The sequence below is a fragment of the Actinomadura pelletieri DSM 43383 genome, assembly GCF_003634705.1.
Taxonomy (GTDB): Bacteria; Actinomycetota; Actinomycetes; order Streptosporangiales; family Streptosporangiaceae; genus Spirillospora; species Spirillospora pelletieri.
This window is the reverse complement of the sequence record NZ_RBWU01000001.1, coordinates 1,296,825-1,317,840: the sequence shown is the minus strand read 5'-3', so window position 1 is coordinate 1,317,840 and position 21,016 is coordinate 1,296,825. Positions and strand designations below refer to the sequence as shown.

Genomic DNA, 21,016 nt, shown 5'->3' with positions numbered 1-21,016 from the left:
CCGGTGGGTGGCACGATTCGCCGCTCCCTAGTCGCCGGACTGGCGCTGACCTTCGGCCTCCTTCCCCTGACGCTCCCCCTGGCACTGCTTCCCACCACTCCGGCGCACGCGGCCCCGTCGCCGGAGGGGGACGGGCAGGCCGCCCTCGTCGACCAGGAAGACCAGAGGCTGTTGCAGACCCGCGCCGTCCTGGCCGCGATCCTGCAGGCGGGCGGTGTGACCGCGATGACGTGGAAGCAGCCGCAGATCTACGGCTCCAGCCACGGCAAGACGCTCGTGCTGCCGGCGCTGAACACCGACCAGCCGTACACCATGGCGGACCTGATCAAGTACGGCGGCAAGTACGTCAAGAAGCTGCCCGACGGTTCGTACCTGCTCGGCATCCACGTGTTCGTGTCGGACGGCGCCAGCCTGCTCCTCCAGAGCTCGTCCGGCCCGCTCACGCTCCGCATGGGAAGCATCCCCGGCGCGTTCAGCTCGATCGTCAGCTTCGGCGGCAAGATGACGATCGAGGGCACCAGGCAGAACCCGGTGCGTATCACGAGCTGGGACTTCAGGGCCGGCAAGCCGGACACCGACCCCAACGACGGGCGCGCCTACATCCGCGCGGTCGGCGGCGAGTTCCACATGAAGTACGCCTCCACCGGCAACCTCGGCTTCTGGGGCGGCCGGACCGGGGGCGTCGCCCTGACCGGGACCGACCGTCCGTCGAGCGAGCAGAAGCACCTCACGAAGGAACAGCGGCACGCCAACAAGAAGAAGCGGCAGCAGGAGAACGAGAACAGGGGCAGTAGCGGCGGCGGTCCGGGCGACATCGAGGTCGAGAAGCCGGGCGGCACCGCGACGCACGTTCCGGCGGCCGACCTGGTGACCGGGTCCATCGACCACAGCACCTTCAACGGCAACGCCTACGGCCTGTTCGTGTCCGGTTCCAACCAGTCCAAGGTCACCAACGTCAAGATCGCGAACAGCCTGGTGGACGGCCTGGTCATGCACCGGTTCACCAAGAACGCCACGATCGAGAACGTCACGGTGTCCGGCAGCCGCGGGGACGGGTTCGTGCTGGCCCGCGCCACCGAGAAGATCCGGGTCACCGGAGCCGCCGCGCTGAACAACGGACACAACGGATTCACCGTCAACGGCACCGCGCTGGCGGAGGGCCCGTCCGCGTCCGGCGAGTCGCTGGAGACCTTCGGCGACAGCTCCATCAACAACAGCCGGGCCGAGAACAACGGCCACTACGGCGTCGAGCTGCTCGGCGGGGACAAGCTGTCGGTGCAGAACACCCAGATCGTCGGCGGTGACATGGGCATCGTCGTCCGCTCTGCCGCCACCCGGGTACAGATCTCCGGCAACCGGCTGTCCAAGCAGACCCGGCAGGGCATCTCGCTGCGCGACGGCGTCAAGGAGGCGAGCCTGGCCGGCAACTCCATCACCGGCGCCCGCACCGGCATCTACCTCAGGAACTCGTCCGGAAGGCTCACCGGGAACGTCATCAAGGGCGCCACCGCCCACGCCATCACCATGATCGGCAACGCCGACGGCACCGAGGTCCGCAGCAACACCTTCGAGGGGTCGGGCACCAGCGCCATCAGCACGTCCCGCGCCGACGGAAAGATCAAGAAGCACGACAACAACACCGACCGCTGGGACGACACCGCCTCCCTGTGGATGAAGGCCCGGCGTTACCTCAAGCCGATGAACTTCATCTGGGCGTCCGTCTTCACCGTCGTCATCGTCTCGATGATCCGCTCGCGCAACAACCGCCGCCGCTTCGCCCGCCTCGGGCGGCACCCCTACGCCCTCCAGATGCCGATGGAGGAGCGCAAGGTGTGGCGGCTCCCGCACCGCGGCGACCGGCAGCGGGGCAGGCCCCCGGCCGGCCCCGTCGCCGAACCCGTCGGCGCCCCGGCGGGCGGTTCGGGCGGCGTGCGGCGGTCCACGACCGTCACGGTGCCGCAGATTCCGGTGCCGGTGCGCCCTGCGAACCCGAACGGCGGTCAGTCGAACGGTGCGCAGCCGCGCCGTCCGCAACCGCACGGCGTCCAGCCGAACGCCCAGCACCCGCACGCTCCACGGCCGAACGGCGCCCCCGCCGGTGCCCAGCCCAACGGGGCCCAGCCCAACGGGGCCCAGCCGAACGGGACCTGGTCCGCCGGGCAGCCGCCGCGGCAGGGACTGCCCCAGCCCGAACGAGGAGGTGTCTGAGATCAGCGCGCCACATGCGAACGTCCCGGCGCTTCCGCACGACGCGGAGCCGCCCAAGCAGAAGAAGGGCCGCGGCCGCCGGGTCTTCACGACCGTCCTCGTGCTCGGCCTGGTGGGCGGTGGCGTCTACGGCTACCGCGTCTACAGCGAGCGGACGGCCGAGCCACCGGACGTCAACGACGTCTCCGCGGCCTCGGCGCGGCAACAGTCCGAACTCGTCGACCAGGAGGACGTGCGGATCATGCAGATCCGCGCGAAGCAGGAGTCCGACCTCGCGGGCGGCGGCGCGGCGGCCCAGCAGGCGCGGTCGCCGCGGATGCTCAACTCCGCGAACGGCCGGACCCTGATGCTCCCGCAGCGGCGCGAGCCGTACTACGTGGCGGAGCTGGCGAAGCTGGCGGGCGAGGACTTCCAGAAGCAGAGCGACGGGTCGTACCTGCTGCGGGTGAACGTCGTCGTCGCCAGCGGAGGCAAGCTGATCCTGCAGAGCTCCACCGGGCCGCTGACGATCCGGATGCGCAGCGTGCCCGGCTCGTTCACCTCGATCGTCAGCACCGGCGGCAACGTCAAGATCAACGGTTCGGCGCAGAACCCGGTGCACATCACGAGCTGGAACGAGGGCACCCACAAGCCCGACACGAGGGTCGAGGACGGCCGCGCCTACATCCGCGCGATCGGCGGCTCGTTCAGCATGACGCACGCGGAGATCTCCGAGCTGGGGTTCTGGAGCGGCCGGACGGGCGGCATCGCGCTGACCGGCTCCGACCGGCCCGACTCCACGGCCGAGCGGAGCGTCGCGGCGGTGCCGCCGCGGGCGGTGGCGCTGCCGAACGGGACCCGCGAGCCGACCCGCGGCGGCCGGGACGAGGTCGAGGTCGGCCTCGCGGGCAAGGCGGGCCGCACCATGACCTTCTCCGTGCCGGCGGCGAGCCTGGTCACCGGCACGATCGACCAGTCGACGTTCCGGAACAACGCCTACGGCGTGTTCGTCACGGCGGCGAACCAGACCCGGCTCACCAACAGCACCATCACCGGCAGCCTGGTCCACGGGGTGCTGCTGCACCGGTTCGCCAAGAACGCCACGATCGAGAACACGAAGGTCAGCGGCAGCCGCGGCGACGGGTTCGTGCTGTCGCGCGGCACCGAGGGCGTCCGCATCACCAACTGCACGTCCGACGACAACGGCGGCAACGGCTTCACGTTGAACGGGCAGCCGTTCGCCGAGGGGCCCTCCGCGTCCGGTGAGGCGACGACGGCGTTCGGTCAGAACCTGGTGAGCAGCAGCATCGCCAAGAACAACGGGCACTACGGCTTCGAGGTGCTCGGCGGCGACGACATCGCCATCCAGAACAGCCGTGTCGTCGGTGGCCAGATGGGCATCGTGGCGCGCGAGCAGGCGGTGCGCGTCCACATCGCGGGCAACCAGGTGCGCGACGCCGACCGGCAGGGCATCGTCCTGCGGGACGGTGTCCGGAACGCCACGGTGTCGGGCAATATCGTTACCGACAGCCGGACGGCGTTGTACATCCGCGACTCCAGCGGTGCCATCAGGGGCAACACCGTGCAGTCCGCGACGCGGCACGCGATCACGCTCAAGGGGAAGGTCGAAGGCGCTGTCATCACCGGCAACACCTTCAGCGGCTCCGGTAGGGGCGCCACGGACTACGACCGTGCCGTCGGCCGCTACCAGAGCAAGGACAACAACACCATGAACTGGAACGAGACCGTGGGCCTCAAGACCTGGCTCAAGCGGATCTTCAAGCCGATGAACGTCATCTGGGGCGGCGTGTTCCTGCTGGTGATCATTTCGGTGTTCCGGTCGCGCAACGCCGGGCTGAGCATCGGTCGCATCGGCGTCCATCCGTACGAGCAGCAGCGCGCGCTTGAGGAGCGCCCCGTGCGCCTGCTCCGCCACGACGTTCAGAAGGAGCCCATCCACCGATGAAGATTGATTTCAAGTTCCTCGCGGGCCTGCTGGTCGGCGCGGTCGTCGTGGGAGTGACGGTGTTCGTGTTGACCAGCGGCGGTGACGACGGCAAGGAGTCCGAGAACGCGTCGGACGGTCGGACGATCGAGCCGGTGGAGCCCACCGAGGACGGCGACAAGGGCGACGACGGGGGCGGCGACGACCCCGGCGGCGCCGCCCCGACCGAGGGGCTGTCGCTGCCCGTCCCCGAGGGCGGCGGCAAGGTCCGGTGCCCGAGCCCGACCAAGACGGTCGACGACGCCGGGTCGCTCTCGGCGGCGCTGGCGCAGGCGAAGCCCGGTGACGTCATCAAGATGAATCCCGGCACCTACGCGGGCAAGTTCGTCGCGAAGACGTCCGGCACCCGGGCCAAGCCGATCTTCCTGTGCGGCGACGCGCAGGCGATCATCGACGGCGGCGGGGTGAAGAAGGGCTACGGCTTCCACCTGAACGGCGCCAATTACTGGCGGCTCGTCGGATTCACGGTCCGCAACTGCCAGAAGGGCGTGATCGGCGACACCACGAACGGGACCATCATCCAGGGCCTGACCGTGCACGACGTCGGTGACGAGGCCATCCACCTGCGCAAGTTCTCCACCGGCAACACCGTCCAGTACAACAAGATCTACAACACCGGGCTGCGGCGGGAGAAGTTCGGCGAGGGCGTCTACCTCGGCACCGCCGAGTCCAACTGGAAGTCCATCACCGGCGGCAAGCCCGACAAGAGCGACAACAACGTGGTCCGCGGCAATGTCATCCGCGCGACCGCCGAGGCGATCGACATCAAGGAGGGCACGACCGGCGGGAAGATCCTGAACAACGTGTTCGACGGGTCGAAGATCGGCGGCAGCAAGCACAACGACTCCTGGGTCGACGTCAAGGGCAACAACTACCTGCTCGAAGGCAACAAGGGCACCAAGACACCGGTGGACGGGTTTCAGACGCACGAGATCCTCGACGGCTGGGGCAAGGGCAACGTCTTCCGCAACAACACCATCACCCTCGCGGGTGGATCCGGCGTCGGCATCAACGACGTCAGGGGCGGCAACACCATCGACTGCGACAACAAGGTCACTGACGGGAAGCTCACGAAGAAGGGCGCCTGCTCATGACGGCTCCCGAAGCCGCAGAAGCCAGCACGTCCGTCAAGGTGCAAGGAGGAGCAATGAACACGACGGAGCTTCCGAGGCTGACCGTCATCGGAACGGGGTATCTCGGCGCCACGCACGCCATCTGCATGGCCGTGCTCGGTTATGAGGTCCTCGGTGTGGACGTCGACCAGGGCAAGATCGACAAACTGGCGTCCGGTGAGGTGCCGTTCTTCGAGCCCGGACTGCCGGAGCTGCTGACCAAGGCCCTGGAGTCGGGACGGCTGCGCTTCGGCACCTCCTTCGAGGAGGCCGGCGAGTTCGGCGACGTCCACTTCGTCTGCGTGGGCACCCCGCAGCAGGCGGGTTCGGACGCCGCGGACCTCACCTACGTCGACGCCGCCTTCCGTTCCCTGGCGCCCCACCTGAACCGCCGCGCGCTGGTCGTCGGCAAGTCGACGGTGCCGGTCGGCACGGCCAAACGGCTCACCGAGGTCGTCCAGAGCCTGGCGCCCGCGGGCGCCGAGGTGGAGCTGGCGTGGAACCCCGAGTTCCTCCGCGAGGGCTTCGCCGTCGACGACACGATGCGTCCCGACCGGTTGGTGTTCGGTGTCGCGTCCGAGTGGGCGGAGGAGCGGCTCCGGGCCGCGTACCAGCCCGTCCTGGATCTCGGCACCCCGGTCGTGCGGACCGACCTCGCCACCGCCGAGCTGGTGAAGGTCGCCGCCAACTCCTTCCTCGCCACCAAGATCTCCTACATCAACGCCATGGCGGAGGTGTGCGAGGCGGTCGGCGCCGACATCAAGGACCTGGCCGACTCCCTCGCCCTCGACGACCGGATCGGCGGCAAGTTCCTCAAGCCGGGTCTCGGCTTCGGCGGCGGCTGCCTGCCCAAGGACATTCGCGCGTTCGCGCACCGCGCCGAGGAGATCGGCGTCGGGCAGGCGGTGTCGTTCCTGCGCGAGGTCGACGACATCAACCGGCGCCGCCGGGCCCGCACCGTCGACCTGGTCCGGGAGATGCTCGGCGGGATCTCCGGCAAGCGGATCGCGGCCTGGGGCGCGGCGTTCAAGCCGAACTCCGACGACATCCGGGACGCGCCCGCGCTGGACGTGGCGCGCACCATGCACGGCCTCGGCGGCCGAGTACGGGTCTTCGACCCGGCGGCGCTCGACAACGCGCGCCGGGCGTTCCCCGAGCTGCGCTACGGCGACAGCGCGTTCGACGTGGCGCAGGACGCCGACGTCGTCGTGCTGCTCACCGAGTGGTCGGACTTCCGGGAGATCGACCCGGCGGCGCTGGCCAAGGTCGTCAAGCACAAGCGGATCGTGGACGGACGTCACGCCCTCGACGCCGAGCAGTGGCGGGCGGCGGGCTGGGAGTACCGCGCGCTCGGCAGATCCTGACCGTTCGGGGAATCCCCCGAGGCACAGGGCCGTTGAGGCGGACGAGGGCCATGCTCGGTCCTCCCGGACGAGGTGCGTCGTACCCGGCAGGCGAAGACGGCGCGTGACCGTAGTCGTCTCGTTCACCGGGAGCACGCCATGGCCTGGATCCTCGTCATCGCCGCCGGCCTCTTCGAGGTCGCGATGGCCCTGTGCCTGAAGGGCGCCAGGGGCTTCACCGAGCCCCTGGCGTCCGTCGGTTTCGTCGTCTTCGCCGTGACCAGTTTCGGCCTCCTCAGCCTGGCCCTGAAGAACCTGGACGTCGGTACCGCCTACGCGGTGTGGGTCGGGATCGGCGCGGTCGGCACGGCGACGCTGGGCATGGTCGTCCTCGGCGACCAGGTCTCCGCGCTCAGGATCGCCGCGCTGGCCTTCATCGTCATCGGCGTCGTCGGCCTCAATCTCGCGGGCGGCGGCCACTGAACAACGGAAACGGAACAACGGTCGGACCGGCGTTTCGCAGGTCAGAAGCGGATTGAGGAACGTAATCTCCCGTAACAGCGTCTATGGGACGAGAGAGCGCCCGAGGTGCTCGGACACGGGAGGACGGACCTTGGTCTTCAAGAAGATCCGCAAGGCGATGGGCATCGGCGGCCCATCGATCGAAACGACGTTGCACGACCCCAACACCACGCCCGGTGGTGTCGTCACCGGCGAGATCGCCATCATCGGCGGCCAGCACGACTCCGACATCAAGGCGGTCAACCTCGCGCTGCGCACCAAAGTCGAGATCGAGTCGGGCGACAACGAGTACACCACCAACCTGGAGTACTCCAAGCTGCAGGTGGCCGGGGCCTTCGAACTGGACGACGGCGCCCGTTACAGCATCCCGTTCCAGTTCCCCATCCCGTGGGAGGCGCCTCTCACGCACATGTACGGGCACCCGCTGCACGGCACCACGGTCGGGCTCGCCACCGAGCTGGAGGTCGCGGGCGCGCTCGACCCGGGCGACCTCGACCCGATCGCCATCCACCCGCTGCCCGCGCAGGAGCGCATCCTGGCGGCGTTCTCCAACCTCGGCTTCCAGTTCCGCAACGCCGACTGCGAGAAGGGCCGCATCTGGGGCGTCCACCAGGAACTGCCCTTCTACCAGGAGATCGAGTTCTATCCGCCGAGCAGGTACGCACGCGGCATCAAGCAGCTCGAAGTGACGTTCGTGTCGTACCCGCAGTCCATGGAGGTCGTACTGGAGCTGGACAAGCGGGGCGGTGCGTTCACCGAAGGCCATGACGCGTTCAGCCGGTTCACCGTGGACTACGCGACCGTCGACAACACCAACTGGGAGCAGGAACTCGACGGCTTCCTCCAGGCCGCCGGACGACGCCGCGGCTTCTTCTGACCGTCCGTGAGATCCCCTCCGCGAGGACGATCGTGGAGGGGATCTCCATCTGGAAAGAGGGTCCGTGCCCCAGCCCCCCGGCCTCAACAACGCCGAACGTCGCCTCTGGGCCGCGTTCTCGACCGGCGCCACCGTCGTCCTCGGCGAGGACCGTCCCGACGGGCCGCTCCCCGACCGAATGATCCGCGCCGAGGTCATCACCCAACTGCTCCTCGGCGCGGACGAGGCACGTCCCGGCTGCGTGGCCGCGGTCCGCCTACGCGGCGCCTACGTGCTGGGACGGATCGACGTCTCCGGCGGGACGGTCGAGCACGAGCTACGGCTGGAACAGTGCCGGCTCGTCGAGGAACCCGACTTCTCCAACGCCGAGACCCGCCAACTCCGGTTCTCCGACTGCTGGATGCCGGGGTTCGACGGCGGTGGCCTCCGCGCCGACGGCTATGTCAGCCTGTCGGGCTCGGTCGTCCACGGCGAGATACGGCTGCCGCGCGCCCACATCAGCGGTGGGCTGCGGATGAACGGCATCGAGATCACCGTGACCGATCCGGACAAATGGGCCTTCTTCAGTGGGGGTCTCGTCGTGGACGCGGGCGTGTTCGCCCGCGACGCGCGGATCACCGGCGGGATCCGGCTCGTGGGGGCGCGCTTCAGCGGCGGGTTGTTCATGGAGCGCGCGACGCTCAGCAATCCCGGGCGTCTCGCCTTCGACGGGCAGAACATGGTCGTCGAGGACACCGCCGAGTTCAGCCAAGGCTTCACCGCGCTCGGGACCATGCGGCTGCGCAGCAGCCGGTTCAACGGCATCCTGTCGTTCTCCCGGGCGCGTCTCGACTCCGGCGACCCCGCCCGTATGGCGCTGCACGCCAGCCACATGCAGGCCGACGAGCTGCTGTTGCTGCCCGCGGAAAAGATCAAGGGCCGGGTGTCGCTGTCGTACTCCCGAATCTCCCTGATCATGGACCGGGCGCACGTATGGCCGGACGAGCTGTACCTGAACGGCATGACGTACGAGACACTGCGCGGCGCGGAGTTCAAGGACCGGCTGAGCTGGGTGTCCCGCGACCCCGAGTTCCATCTCCAGCCGTACGAGCAGCTCGCCGCCTGGTACCACGGCATCGGCCACGACGACCTCGCCCGCAAGGTGCAGCTCGCCAAGCTCCGCGCCCGGCGCCGCGGCCTGCACCCGGTCGGGCGGGCGTACAACCAGCTCCTTGACTGGACGGTCGGTTACGGTTACCGGCCGTGGCTCGCCGCCGCCTGGTTCGCGGCGCTCCTCGCCATCGGGACGACCGTGTTCTCCATCGAGGAACCGCGTCCCGTCAAACCCAAGGACGAACTGCCCGCCTTCCACGCGCTGATCTACACCCTGGACCTGCTGATACCGCTCGACACGTTCGGGCAGCAACTGTCGTACGACGCCGTGAACTGGTCCCGCTGGGTGGCGTACGGGCTCGTGACGACGGGCTGGGTCCTCGCGACCGCGCTCATCGCGGGCGCGACGCGGGTGTTGCGACCCGCGTCCAACTGAACCGAACCCGCGGAGGGGCCCCGGCGTCCATTTCGATAGGGGACCGACCAGAATGGAACGCCATGGGCACGTATCTGATCACGGGGGCGACCGGCGGCATCGGAACGGCCGTCGCCGAGCTGCTCCGCGAACGCGGGCATGACCTCGTCCTCACCGGCCGTTCCACCGAACGCCTCGACCGGCTGGCCGCGCGGCTGCGCGGCGCCGCGCACGCCCCGACCCAGGTCATCGATCCGGGCGCGGTCATGTCCGGGCGGCGGAACGCGTCCGTCACCACGATCCCGCTGGACCTGACGGAGCCGCTGCGCATCGAGGCGTCCCTCGCGGCGGCCGGGCTTCCGGCGCGGCTGGACGGCGTCGTCCACGCGGCGGGCATGGTGCACCTCGCGCCGGTCGCCGACATGGAGGCGGTCGAGTGGATCCAGCATCTGTCGGTGAACCTCGTGTCCGCCGCGGAGATGACCCGCCTGCTCCTGCCCGCGCTGCGCGCCGCCGAGGGGCATGTCGTCTTCGTCAACTCGACCGCGGGTCTGCGCGCCAACCCCGAGTGGTCGGCGTACGCGGCGAGCAAGTTCGGCCTGCGCGCCCTCGCCGACTCGTTGCGCGCCGAGGAACCGTCGCTGCGCGTCACGACCGTCTACCCGGGGCGGACGGCCACCGAGATGCAGCGGAAGGTCCGCGCGCAGGAGGGCCACCCCTACGCCGAGGACGACTTCGCCGCCCCCACAACGGTGGCCCGTGTCCTCGTCTCCGCCCTGGAGACGCCGCGGGACGCCGTGGTCTCCGACGTGACCGTCAGGCCGAGCTAGCGCGGCGGCGCAGGAACCAGGCGCCGAGGACACCGCCGATCAGCCCGAACAGGTGGCCCTGCCAGGAGATGCCGGGCTCGCCGGGCAGGACGCCGAGCAGCATCGTCCCGTACACGGCGACGACCGCGACGGCGATCAAGAGGTCGGCGACCCGCCGCTCGAAGATCCCACGACCGAGCAGGTAACCGAAGAAGCCGAAGATCAGGATGCTGGAGCCGAGGGTGTTGGCGGAGCCGGTGAACCACACGCCGAGGCCGCCGACCACGATGACGATCAGGCTGGCGACCAGGAACTTGGGGACGCCCCGGGCGGCCGCGATGAACCCGAGGATCACGAACGGGATCGTGTTGGCCATCAGGTGCCCGAACCCGCCGTGCATGAACGGCGCGGTGAAGATGTCCGGGAGGTCGCCGACGTCCCTGGGCTGGACGCCGAACCGGTCGAACCACCCGTTGGCCGTGTAGTCGAACGCCTCCAGGACCCACATGACCGCGGTCACCGATCCGATCAGGACCGCCGCCGAGAGCGCTCGCGCGCCGTGCTTGGCCAGCCCTGTGGAGCGTTGCGTGTCGGGGGTATAGCTCATATCAGTCCACCGTAGTTCCGGGTTCCCCTGCACGGTCAACGCGCGGGACGTCCAGAAGGTGCCTGCTAGGCGGCGGACGCGTGCTCCGACTCCGAGGCGTCACCCCGGACGACGATGACCGGCAGCGGCCGCCGGGCGGGAGCGTCGGCCGTCCGCCGCAGGTAGCGGCGCTCTTCGGGCGTGGTCCCGCCCCAGATGCCGTCGGGCTCGCCCACCCGCAGCGCCCAGGCCAGGCAGTCGGCCTTCACCGGACAGTTCGCGCAGATCGCCTTGGCCGCGTCCTCCTGCGCCTTGAGCACGGGCGCGGAGTAGCCGATCGGGAAGAACAGGTCGGGGTCGGCACCGCGGCAGATCGCGTGGTCGCTCCAGTGTTCCTCGTTCTCGGTGTTGTGCATTGGCTTCTCCCTGCGCGGCGAGGAGACCACCGGCAGTCCGTCGGTCGGATCGTCTCACTCAACGTAGTACTACAACACGTAGTACTACAAGACGTTCGTGAACCTTGCAAGTCAGCGTGCGGATAACCTGTGCGACGTGAGGCGTGATCAAGAAGTGACCTTCCGCGAGGCGACGGTGGACGACCTGCCCCGGATCGTCCGGCTACTCGCCGACGATCCCCTGGGAGCGACCCGCGAAACGCCGGGGGACGAGATTCCGGACGCCTACTTCACCGCCTTCGCGACGATCGAAAAGGACCCCAACAACGCGGTGATCGTCGCCGAGATCGCCGGCGAGATCGCCGGCACGCTGCAGCTCACCTATATCCCCGGCCTCACCTACACCGGCGCCGAACGCGCCCAGATCGAGGGCGTCCGCGTGGCCGCCGACCACCGCGGCATCGGCCTCGGCCAGAAACTGATCACCTGGGCCATCGACCGGGCACGGGCCCGGGGCTGCCGCGTCGTCCAGCTCACCACCGACCGCCAGCGCCCCGACGCCATCCGCTTCTACCAGAAGATCGGCTTTCGCCCGTCCCACATGGGCATGAAATACCACCTGACCGACGACTGAGCGCCCCTGCCACCACCCGAACGACGGCCGCTCCGGCCTTGTCGTCGGAATCGCCTTACCCGCCACCCCCTTTGCCAGTACTGTGAGTAACTACGCACGGACACTGTGTCGCCGACGCGGGAGGCGAGAGTGAAGTACGGAGCCGAGCTAAGACGAGAGATCCTGTCGGAGAGGGTCACCCCACTGATCGGGGTGTTCGACATGTTCTCCGCCTCCGTCGCCGCGAAGCACTACGACGGGCTCTTCGTGTCGGGCTTCGGGTTCGCGGCGTCCCACTACGGACTGCCCGACATCGGCTTCATCGCCTGGCCTGACATGGTGGCGTTCGTGCAGCGGCTGCGGCTCGCCTTCCCCGGCGAGCACCTGCTGGTGGACATCGACGACGGCTACGGCGACCCGGAGGTCGCCTGCCACGTCGTCGAACACCTCGAAATGATCGGCGCGTCCGGCGTGATCCTGGAGGACCAGCAGCGGCCCCGGCGCTGCGGCCATGTCGACGGCAAGCGGATCCTGCCGCTGGAGGAGTACCTGACCAAGCTCGACATGGTGTTGAAGACCCGGCGTGATCTCGTCGTGGTCGCCCGCACCGACGCCACCGACGAGGAGGAGGTCCTGCTGCGCGCCAAGGCACTGGCGCACACCGACGCGGACGTCGTCCTGATCGACGGCGTTCGCAGCGTCGAGTGGATCCGGCGGGCCCGTGAGGTCATCGGCGGCAAGCCGCTGCTGTTCAACCAGATCGCGGGAGGCAGGTCACCGCGCCTCTCGCTACCCGAGCTGGCCGAACTCGGCGTGAACGTCGCGATCTACAGCACCCCGTGCCTGTTCGCGGCCCAGACCGCCATGGACGAGGCCCTGCTCGGGCTCAAGCGCGACAACGGTCGGCTGCCCGAGATGGCGCCCGGCGCCGTCGGCGTCAAGGAATCGTTGGCGCTCCTGGAAGGCAACATCAGCCGCCACCATCCCAGGGGCTGAGAGTCTCGGGGCCCGGGAAGCCACGTCAGCCGGTCGGCTCCAGCGCCTCGTGCCAGGGAACGGTGTCGGTGTACTGGTGCAGCCAGGAGATCCGACCGTCGGTCACCCGCCACAGATGGACGAACTCGGCCTCGTACGCCCGTCCGGTGCCCCGCGCCTTGCCCCGGTACCGGCCGGTCACCACGACCATGCCGTCGGTCGTCTCGTGCCGGCTCTCCGCGAAGGGGGCGGTGTCGTACTCGGCGAACACCGCTCCCCACACCCGGGCGAGCGTCTCCCGGGGCCCCTGGAAGGTTCCACCGGCCCCGCACGGCAGGCCAGGCGCGGTGTGCGCCTCGAAACGCGGATGGAGAACCTCCAGGATTCCCGCCGCATCGCCCTCCTGCGCGGCACTGTAGAAACGGGCGACGACGTCCGAGTCGGCACTCATGGGCACCACCTTTTTAGAGAAGCCGTTCTAGAATTAGATTAGCATCACCCCGAGGGGAGTCCGCGTGGGGAGACCCGCCAAGTTCAGCCGGGACCAGATCCTCGACGCGGCCCTGGCGATCACGGCCGAGAGCGGACCCGGAGCGGTCACGATCTCCGCGATCGCCAGGCGGCTGGGCGCCCCGTCCGGCTCCCTCTACCACCGGTTCGGCTCACGCGACCTGATCCTGGCGACCCTCTGGACCCGTACCGTGCGCCGCTTCCAGGAGGGCTTCGCCACGGCCCTGGACGAAGACGACCCCGAGGCCGCCGCGCTGCACACGCCCCGATGGTGTCGCCTGCACATGGACGAGGCCGCGGTCCTGCTCCTCTACCGGCGCCAGGACCTGGCCGCCTCCTGGCCTCCCGAACTCACCGAAGACCTGAACACCCGGGCCACGGACGCCCTGACGGCCTTCGCCGCCCGCCACCCCGACATCGACCGGGAACGACTCGTGTTCGCCACGGTGGACGTCCCCTACGGCGCCGTCCGACGCCACCTCGCCGACGGCCGTCCACCACCGCCCCACGTGGACGACCTCATCACCACAACCTGCCAGGCCGTCCTCGGCACGGCGGCATCCACGTCCGCGCCGCTCCCTCGTGATCGGTGAGGAGCGGCGTTCACGCGGTGGGGGCGAGGTGGTGGGCGAGCCAGGTCAGGGCTTGGGGGTGGCGGTATTCGATGGCGTGGTGGCCCGCCTCGAAGAGTTCGAAGTGCACGGAGTTCCGCGGGACGCCGGCCTTGTCCAAGGCCTCGCGGAAGGCCAGGGCGCCGAGGTCGAGGAACCATTCGTCGCGGGTTCCGGCGTCGAGCCAGATGGCTCGCATCGAGCGCAGCGCCTTGCCGTGCGCCGGTGCCATGCGGACGGGGTCCCAGGCCAGCCAGCGTCGCCATGGCCCGGGGCGGAGTGCTCCGGTGACCGGATCGAAGGGCAGCAGGGGGGTGCCGTCGGCGTCGGGTGAGAAGCAGGCCGACACGGCGAGGATCTCCAGCAGGCGCAGGTCCTCCGCTTTGGTGAAGGCGATCCGGGAACGGAAATCGTCCCACCAGGTGAAGATGTCGCCGCCGTAGGCGCGCAGGTCGCGTGCCGCCTCCAGGAAATGCGGAATGTACTGGGCCTCGGAGAGGGAGTCACCGCTGTGGGAGGCGAACGCGCCGAACAGGTCGGGGCGCAGCATCGAGGTGACCATGGCGCCCAGCCCACCGCTGGACTTGCCCGCGATGGCCCGATGGTCTCGGGTGGCGAGCGTCCGGTAGCGGGCGTCCACCCACGGCACCACCTCCTCGCACAGGTAGGAGTGGTAGCGGCCGGTTCCGACGGAGTCGACGTACTGGCTGCCGCCGTAGGTCGTCCAGGCGTCCACGAAGACCAGGATCATGGGTGGGGCCCCACCCGCGGCGAAGATCGCGTCGGTGGCGACCGGGATCGAGGTGCGGTAGGCCCCGGGCTGGTTGCTCCAGGCCGAGAGCCGTCCGGTGAAGCCCAGAAGCATGTAGACGACCGGATAGCGGCGCTCGGTCTCGGTGTCATAGCCCGGCGGCGTGTAGACCCACAGGGGTCTTTCGTGGGGGTCGCCCAGCGGGTTGTCGCGGAGCAACTCGCTGGCGATGGTGTGTTCGTCGATCCTGCCTGCGAAGTCGGCGGGCCATAGCGGCATGGACGGCTCCCATCACCTGGAGTTATTATGAAAGCATAATATATGAAATGGTACGGTTCGGAGATGGAAGACTCGGTTGATCGGCATATCGAGTACTGGTCCCGGGAGGTGCCCGGGCTCGACCCGGATGTCGAGGGGACGATCACCCGGATGCAGGGTCTCGTTCGGGTGCTGGGGGACCGTCGCGCGGCGGGGCTGTCCGCCAGGGGCCTCAAGAGCTGGGAGTACGACATCCTGTGGCGGCTACGCTCCGCCGGGCCGCCCTACCAGGGAACGCCGAGTTGGCTGGCTCACGCCCTGAACGTCCATCCCGCCACCCTCACCAGCAGGTTGGATCGGCTGGAAGGGTCGGGGCACATCGCGCGGACGCATGACCGGGCAGACCGGCGACGGCTTCTGGTACGGCTCACCGATCAGGGGCATCGGGCCTGGGAGGACACGATCGACGATCAGGCGGCCAACGAGCGCGCGCTTCTCGCGGCGTTGAGCGAGGAGGAACTCAGGAGGCTGTCCGGGTTGCTCCGCAAGGTCGTGGTGGCGCTGGAGGACGACGGGCCGCCGCTCATGCCGTCCGTCGAACCCTGATCAGGCGCGGAGGACGGACTGGACGACCGTGGAGGTGTCGGTGAGGTCGGGGAGGACGACCTCCGCGCCGGAGAGGCGGAGGTCCGCGGCGGAGGTGGCGCCGGTCGCCACGGCGACCACATGGGCGCCGCCCTCGTGGCCCGCGCGGACGTCATGCGGGGTGTCGCCGACCAGCACGGTGTTGGCCGCGGTGAACTCGTCACCGTATTTCCTGGTGGCGCGTTCCTGGGCGAGTTTTACGAGGGGCGGACGTTCGAAACCGTCCGTGCCGTAGGCGCCGGCGTCCAGATCGAAGAAGTCGATGAGCGCGAATGCCGTGAGTTTGCACACGGCTATCCGGCGCATGTTGCCGGTGAGTGCCGACTGGATCACATCGCGTCGGGCGGAGAGGGCTTTCAGCGCGGCCCGCGCGCCGGGCAGGACATGGCCGCGGTCGGCCATTTCTTTCTGCCGGGACGTGAAGGCCTCGGCGAGCGCCTCGGTGAACGACGCCATCAGGGCGGGCGTCGGTTCGACGCCGTTGCGGCGGAGGGTCTCGGCGGTGATGGCCAGGTCGGTGCGTCCGGCCATGGCCGCGACCGTCGACGCCGGTCGGCCGACGAACCGCTGGAACACCGTTCCGTAAATCTCGGCGCTGATGCCGCCGGCGTTGACGATGGTGTGGTCGATGTCCCAGAGAACCAGTGTGCGCACCTCCGCATGCTAAACGGAGCCCAAGGATTTCTGTTGCCGTTCACGCGGGCGTGGAATCCTGGTCAATGAGGTGTGCGCCCTTGTCGGACTGGAGGAGCCGAGCGTGGCCGAAAGGCATCTAGAGGTTGAGCAGAAGTACGACGCGGCGGCGGAGTTCGTCCTGCCGGAACTGGACGGACTGCCGGGCGTGGTGTCGGCCGCGGAGCCGGAGGTGCACGAGTTGCACGCCGGGTACTTCGACACCGCGGATCTGCGGCTCGCGGCGCACGGCATCACGCTCCGGCGACGGCGGGGCGGGGTGGACGCGGGCTGGCATCTGAAGATGCCCGTCGGGCCGGACAGCAAGCAGGAGCTGCGGGCGCCGCTGGGGCGTCCGCTGGTCGTCCCGGCGCGGCTGTCGGGGCTGGTCGCGGCGTACACGCGCGGGAAGGAGCCATGCCCGGTCGCGACGCTGTCGACGCGGCGGACCGTCGTCCGGTTGCTCGGCGCGGACGGCACCACGCTGGTGGAGATCGCCGACGACCTGGTGACGGGGCAGGTGGAAACGCGCACGGAGCAGTGGCGGGAGATCGAGGTCGAGCTTGGCAGTGGCCCTCCGGAGTTGTTGAAGGCGGTGGGCAAGCGGCTGCGCAAGGGCGGGGCGCGCAAGGCCGCGTCGTCGTCCAAGCTGGGGCGGCTGCTCGGTGAGGCGGTCGTGCCGTCGCCGGCCGTGGCGGCGCGGGCGGCGGCGCGGGCCCGGGTCGCGGCGGCCACCAGCAACGGGAAGGGCCCGGTGGTGACGACCGGGGAGGTGGTGCTGGCCTACCTCGCGGCGCAGGTCGATGCCATCCTCGAGTTCGATCCGAAGGCGCGGTTGGGGGAGGACGACGCCGTCCACCGGATGCGGGTGGCGGTGCGGCGGTTGCGGAGCGCGCTGCGCAGCTACCGGTCGGTTCTGGACGCGGAGCGGACGGTCCCGCTGGGTCCGGAGCTGCGCTGGCTGGCCGCCGTCCTCGGGGAGGTGCGCGACCGCGAGGTGCTGCGGATGCGGTTCACGGAGGCACCCGCGTTCGTGTTGGAGGATCTGCAACGGCAGGAACGGTCGGCCTATCGAAGGATGAACGCGAGCCTCAAAGAGCCGCGGTACTTCGCCCTGCTCGACGAGCTCGACAGGTTGATCCTCGATCCGCCCGTGACCCGGACGGGCGAGCGTAAGGCACGAAAGGAACTGCCGGGTCTCGTCACGCGGGCCTGGAGCCGGATGGCGAAGGACTACGCGAGGATTCAGACGTCCGACGATCCCGACCTGGCGCGGCATGACACCCGCAAGGCCGCCAAGCGGGCCCGGTACGCGGCGGAGCTGGCGGTTCCGGTGCTCGGCGTGGAGGCGAAACGGCTGGTCAAGGACGCCAAGCGCATCCAGGAGGTGCTCGGCGGATACCAGGACGGTGTGATCGCCATGGAACATCTCGCGGCGGCGGGCCGGCGCACCAAGGTTCCGGCGGAGGCGTTCACCCTCGGCGTCCTCTACGGCAGGGAGGAGTGCCAGGCGGAGGCGGCGCGTGACCTGCTGCCGACTACATGGTCGCAGACGCTTGGGCCGTCGTTCTGACACTGTGGCGCTCCAGGGCGGCCATCGATCCGCCGCTCAGGTGCGCCGCCCAGAACTCGGCCTTGCGCAGGCTCGGGTCGTCCGGGCTCTTCTCCCCCATTTCCTTGCACAACCCGGTGACGAGCGCGGAGACGACCTCGCCATGGGTGCACACGATGGTCGGGACGCCGTCCGCGACCAGGGAGAGAAGCCGCTCGACGGCCCGATCCGGGCTCGTGTCGCCGACGGTGAACGCCGCGTCCGTGACGACGGGTTCGCGGGTGAGGCGCGCGTACGGCAGGACGGTCTCGACGCAGCGGGCCGTCGCCGAGCTGACGATGCGGGCCGGGCCGTAGGCGTGCAGGAGCCCGGCGAGGTTCGTGGCCTCGGCGCGGCCCGCGGCGTCCAGCGGGCGCAGCTCGTCGGCCTCGCGCCAGTCGAGCTTCTCCCCCGCGCACGCGTGCCGCAGGATGACGAACGGCGAGGTGGTCATGGGGCCGTTCAGGAACTCGTGGAGCAGGTCGACGTCATGGCCGTAGCTGAGCCTCGCCTCGGCCTCGGCGGGCGGCAGCCAGACGAGTTCGTCGACCTCCTCGTTCGGGGTGAACACGCTCTCCGCGACGGGACGGGCCGCCCAGTAGTGGACCTGTTTCGTCCGGTCGTGGACGGGATAGATGGTGGTCGGCAGTCTGCGGCCGAGGCGGGGGACGATGCCCGTCTCCTCCCCGGTCTCGCGGACGGCCGCCCGCAGCATGTGCTCATCCTTGTCGATCTTGCCTTTGGGGAACGACCAGTCGTCGTAGCGGGGGCGGTGGATCACCGCGATCTCGGGGCCGTCCCGCCACAACAGCACACCGGCCGCCCGGACGGCGGGCTGCGACGCCGCCGTCCCTTCCAGGGGCGTCATTGGTTATCGACCGTCCTCCACCGGCGGCTCTTCACCAGATGCGTCTGAATGTCCTGCAGGGACTCGCCGGGACGGGCGGTGAGCCGCGTCCACGTGCCGTCTCCGGCGAGCGCCCAGGCGTCGGTTCCGTCGTCCATGGCCCGGTCCAGCAGGGCGAGCAGTTCGCCGCGCTGCGCCCGGTCGGTCACGGTGACCAGGGCCTCGACGCGACGGTCGAGGTTGCGGTGCATGAGGTCGGCGCTGCCGATCCACACCTCGGGTTCACCGCCGTTCTCGAACGCGAACACGCGGGAATGCTCCAGGAACCGGCCGAGGACGCTGCGCACCCGGATCAGCTCGGAGAGTCCCGGCACGCCCGGACGCAGCGCGCAGATGCCGCGGACCCAGACGTCCACCGGCACCCCCGCCCGCGAGGCCCGGTACAGCGCGTCGATGATCACCTCGTCCACCAGGGAGTTGCACTTGATCCGGATACGGGCGGGATGCCCGGCCCGCCGGTTGTCGATCTCGTGCTCGATCCGCTGCACGAGCCCGGCCCGCAGGCTGTTCGGGGCGACGAGCAGCCGGTGGTAGGAGCCCTGCCGGGAGTAGCCGGTGAGGTGGTTGAACAGCGCGCTGACGTCCTCCCCGACCTCCGGGTCGGCGGTGAGCAGCCCGAAGTCCTCGTACAGGCGGGCGGTCTTCGGGTGGTAGTTGCCGGTGCCGATGTGGCAGTACCGGCGCAGGTGGCCGTCGTCGTCCTGCCGGACGATCAGCGCCAGTTTGCAGTGCGTCTTCAGCCCGACGAACCCGTACACGACGTGGCATCCGGCCGTCTCCAGTTTCCGTGCCCACGCGATGTTGGCGCGCTCGTCGAATCTGGCCTTCAGCTCGACGACGACCACGACCTGTTTGCCCGCCTCGGCGGCGCTCATCAGCGCGTCCACGATCGGGGAGTCGCCGCTGGTCCGGTACAGCGTCTGCTTGATCGCCAGGACGCGCGGATCGACCGCGGCGTCCTCGATCAGCCGCTGGACGGTCGTGGTGAACGAGTCGTACGGGTGGTGGACGAGCACGTCCCGGTCACGGATCGCGCTGAAGATGCTCGCATCCTGCGGCAGCGCCTCCTTCGACGGGACGAAAGGGGGGTACTTCAACTCCGGGCGGTCGAGGTCGGCGATGGCCGCGAGGCCGCCGAGGTCGAGCGGTCCGACGACGCTGTAGATCTGGCCCTCGTCCACGCCCAGCTCGGACGTCAGCAGGTCCAGCACACCGCTGGAGATCGACTCCTCGACCTCCAGCCGGACGACCGGGCCGAACCGGCGGCGCAGCAGTTCGCGCTCCAGCGCCTGGAGGAGCCCCTCGCTGATGTCCTCGTCGATCTCCAGATCCTGGTTGCGGGTGACGCGGAACGCGTGGTGCTCGACGACCTCCATCCCGGTGAAAAGCTGGCCGAGATGGGCGGCGATGACGTCCTCCAGCGGCGTGAACCGGTCGGGTGACGCCTCGATGAACCGGGGCAGCAGCGGCGGCACCTTGACCCGCGCGAACATCGTCGCGTCCGTCTCCGGATCGCGGACGATCACCGCGAGGTTGAGCGACAGGCCCGAGATGTACGGGAACGGATGCGCGGAGTCGACGACGAGCGGGGTGAGGACGGGATAGATCCGGTCGCGGAACAGCCGCCGCAGCCGTTCCTGTTCCGTCTCGGCCAGCTCGTCCCAGCGCAGGATGTCGACGCCCTCGTCGCCGAGCGCGGGCCTGATCTCGTCGCGGAAGCAGGCCGCGTGCCGTTCCATCAGCTCGTGCGCGACCTCGCCGGTCCGCTGGAGCACCTCGCGGGGCTGGCGGCCGCTGGCGGACTGGACGGCGAGCCCGGTCGCCATCCGGCGGGCGAGCCCGGCGACGCGGACCATGAAGAACTCGTCCAGATTGCTCGCGAAGATCGACAGGAACCTGACACGTTCGAGCAGCGGCAGCTTCGGATCCTCGGCCAACTCCAGGACGCGCTGGTTGAACCGGAGCCAGCTCTCCTCCCGATCGAGGAAGCGGTCATCGGGCAACGCCTCGGCCGCATGGGGCATCTGTCCTGGATTGACGGTCATACCGTAATTTTCCCTGAGCAAGATGAACGACAGTCGAACTTGGGTGTTTCACCGAAGTATCAGACACTTCGAACATCCCCCGGGTTCCCCCGGCC

General features: G+C 69.4%; 20 protein-coding genes and 1 riboswitch. Of the genes, 13 read left to right on the top strand and 7 right to left on the bottom strand.

Features of this window, described 5'->3' with window-relative positions; translation table 11 throughout:
• Positions 1-3 precede the first annotated feature (3 nt).
• The 8 genes from BZB76_RS05955 to BZB76_RS05920 all read left to right on the top strand — a co-directional run bounded on the left by BZB76_RS05955 (position 4) and on the right by BZB76_RS05920 (position 10,383).
• Positions 4-2,208 (top strand): right-handed parallel beta-helix repeat-containing protein, encoded by a 2,205-nt coding sequence (locus tag BZB76_RS05955; protein ID WP_121433227.1) that lies wholly within the window; start codon positions 4-6, stop codon positions 2,206-2,208.
• The gene (locus tag BZB76_RS05950) at positions 2,201-4,153 is read left to right on the top strand and encodes a right-handed parallel beta-helix repeat-containing protein (protein ID WP_121433226.1); all 1,953 of its coding nucleotides are present in this window, start codon (positions 2,201-2,203) and stop codon (positions 4,151-4,153) included. The genes BZB76_RS05955 and BZB76_RS05950 overlap by 8 nt, the downstream gene beginning before the upstream one ends.
• Entirely contained in the window at positions 4,150-5,286 is a 1,137-nt protein-coding gene (locus BZB76_RS05945; RefSeq protein ID WP_211342844.1) for a right-handed parallel beta-helix repeat-containing protein, read from the top strand. Before BZB76_RS05950 ends, BZB76_RS05945 begins: the two co-directional genes overlap by 4 nt.
• A 53-nt stretch (positions 5,287-5,339) precedes the next feature.
• On the top strand, positions 5,340-6,668 hold the full coding sequence (locus BZB76_RS05940) for a UDP-glucose dehydrogenase family protein (protein WP_121433225.1): 1,329 nt from the start codon (positions 5,340-5,342) through the stop codon (positions 6,666-6,668).
• A gap of 40 nt (positions 6,669-6,708) precedes the next feature.
• A riboswitch (guanidine-III (ykkC-III) riboswitch) is annotated at positions 6,709-6,774 on the top strand.
• Between the two features lie 32 nt (positions 6,775-6,806).
• Entirely contained in the window at positions 6,807-7,130 is a 324-nt protein-coding gene (locus BZB76_RS05935) for a DMT family transporter (protein WP_121433224.1), read from the top strand.
• Between the two features lie 130 nt (positions 7,131-7,260).
• Positions 7,261-8,046 carry a sporulation protein gene (locus BZB76_RS05930; RefSeq protein WP_121433223.1) on the top strand — a complete coding sequence of 262 codons (786 nt, stop codon included), beginning with the start codon at positions 7,261-7,263 and terminating at the stop codon, positions 8,044-8,046.
• A 64-nt stretch (positions 8,047-8,110) separates the two neighbouring features.
• Positions 8,111-9,574, top strand: coding sequence for a hypothetical protein (locus BZB76_RS05925; protein WP_121433222.1), 1,464 nt, complete (start codon positions 8,111-8,113; stop codon positions 9,572-9,574).
• A 62-nt stretch (positions 9,575-9,636) separates the two neighbouring features.
• Complete coding sequence (locus BZB76_RS05920; RefSeq protein ID WP_121433221.1) at positions 9,637-10,383, top strand: SDR family oxidoreductase; 747 nt, start codon at positions 9,637-9,639, stop codon at positions 10,381-10,383.
• Here BZB76_RS05920 and BZB76_RS05915 read toward each other — a convergent pair.
• A complete protein-coding gene (locus BZB76_RS05915; protein ID WP_121433220.1) occupies positions 10,370-10,969 on the bottom strand; it encodes a rhomboid family intramembrane serine protease in 600 nt (199 codons plus the stop codon). The two genes, BZB76_RS05920 and BZB76_RS05915, sit on opposite strands and share 14 nt — an antisense overlap.
• A gap of 65 nt (positions 10,970-11,034) precedes the next feature.
• Positions 11,035-11,364 (bottom strand): WhiB family transcriptional regulator, encoded by a 330-nt coding sequence (locus tag BZB76_RS05910; protein ID WP_121433219.1) that lies wholly within the window; start codon positions 11,362-11,364, stop codon positions 11,035-11,037.
• 154 nt (positions 11,365-11,518) lie between these two features.
• On the opposite strand from BZB76_RS05910, the gene BZB76_RS05905 reads away from it, so the two are divergent.
• A complete protein-coding gene (locus BZB76_RS05905) occupies positions 11,519-11,977 on the top strand; it encodes a GNAT family N-acetyltransferase (protein ID WP_121433218.1) in 459 nt (152 codons plus the stop codon).
• A 129-nt stretch (positions 11,978-12,106) separates the two neighbouring features.
• Entirely contained in the window at positions 12,107-12,952 is an 846-nt protein-coding gene (locus BZB76_RS05900; protein WP_121433217.1) for an isocitrate lyase/PEP mutase family protein, read from the top strand.
• A gap of 25 nt (positions 12,953-12,977) precedes the next feature.
• Here BZB76_RS05900 and BZB76_RS05895 read toward each other — a convergent pair whose 3' ends face one another.
• Positions 12,978-13,382, bottom strand: coding sequence for a nuclear transport factor 2 family protein (locus tag BZB76_RS05895; RefSeq protein WP_121433216.1), 405 nt, complete (start codon positions 13,380-13,382; stop codon positions 12,978-12,980).
• A gap of 64 nt (positions 13,383-13,446) precedes the next feature.
• Between BZB76_RS05895 and BZB76_RS05890 the strand changes: the two genes are divergently transcribed.
• Entirely contained in the window at positions 13,447-14,034 is a 588-nt protein-coding gene (locus BZB76_RS05890; RefSeq protein ID WP_121433215.1) for a TetR/AcrR family transcriptional regulator, read from the top strand.
• Between the two features lie 10 nt (positions 14,035-14,044).
• Here the strand turns inward: BZB76_RS05890 and BZB76_RS05885 are convergent, their stop codons facing one another.
• Entirely contained in the window at positions 14,045-15,082 is a 1,038-nt protein-coding gene (locus tag BZB76_RS05885; RefSeq protein ID WP_121433214.1) for an alpha/beta hydrolase, read from the bottom strand.
• A 63-nt stretch (positions 15,083-15,145) separates the two neighbouring features.
• Here BZB76_RS05885 and BZB76_RS05880 point away from each other — a divergent pair, with 63 nt between their 5' ends.
• Positions 15,146-15,667 carry a MarR family winged helix-turn-helix transcriptional regulator gene (locus BZB76_RS05880; protein ID WP_121433467.1) on the top strand — a complete coding sequence of 174 codons (522 nt, stop codon included), beginning with the start codon at positions 15,146-15,148 and terminating at the stop codon, positions 15,665-15,667.
• Here the strand turns inward: BZB76_RS05880 and BZB76_RS05875 are convergent, their stop codons facing one another.
• Positions 15,668-16,360 carry an HAD family hydrolase gene (locus BZB76_RS05875; protein ID WP_121433213.1) on the bottom strand — a complete coding sequence of 231 codons (693 nt, stop codon included), beginning with the start codon at positions 16,358-16,360 and terminating at the stop codon, positions 15,668-15,670. It lies immediately after the preceding gene.
• Between the two features lie 103 nt (positions 16,361-16,463).
• On the opposite strand from BZB76_RS05875, the gene BZB76_RS05870 reads away from it, so the two are divergent.
• Positions 16,464-17,951 carry a CYTH and CHAD domain-containing protein gene (locus BZB76_RS05870; protein ID WP_147449341.1) on the top strand — a complete coding sequence of 496 codons (1,488 nt, stop codon included), beginning with the start codon at positions 16,464-16,466 and terminating at the stop codon, positions 17,949-17,951.
• Here BZB76_RS05870 and BZB76_RS05865 read toward each other — a convergent pair.
• Positions 17,917-18,837 (bottom strand): NUDIX hydrolase, encoded by a 921-nt coding sequence (locus BZB76_RS05865; protein WP_121433211.1) that lies wholly within the window; start codon positions 18,835-18,837, stop codon positions 17,917-17,919. The two genes, BZB76_RS05870 and BZB76_RS05865, sit on opposite strands and share 35 nt — an antisense overlap.
• Positions 18,834-20,921, bottom strand: a complete 2,088-nt coding sequence (locus BZB76_RS05860; RefSeq protein ID WP_121433210.1) for an RNA degradosome polyphosphate kinase — start codon at positions 20,919-20,921, stop codon at positions 18,834-18,836. The genes BZB76_RS05865 and BZB76_RS05860 overlap by 4 nt, the downstream gene beginning before the upstream one ends.
• Between the last annotated feature and the right edge of the window lie 95 nt (positions 20,922-21,016).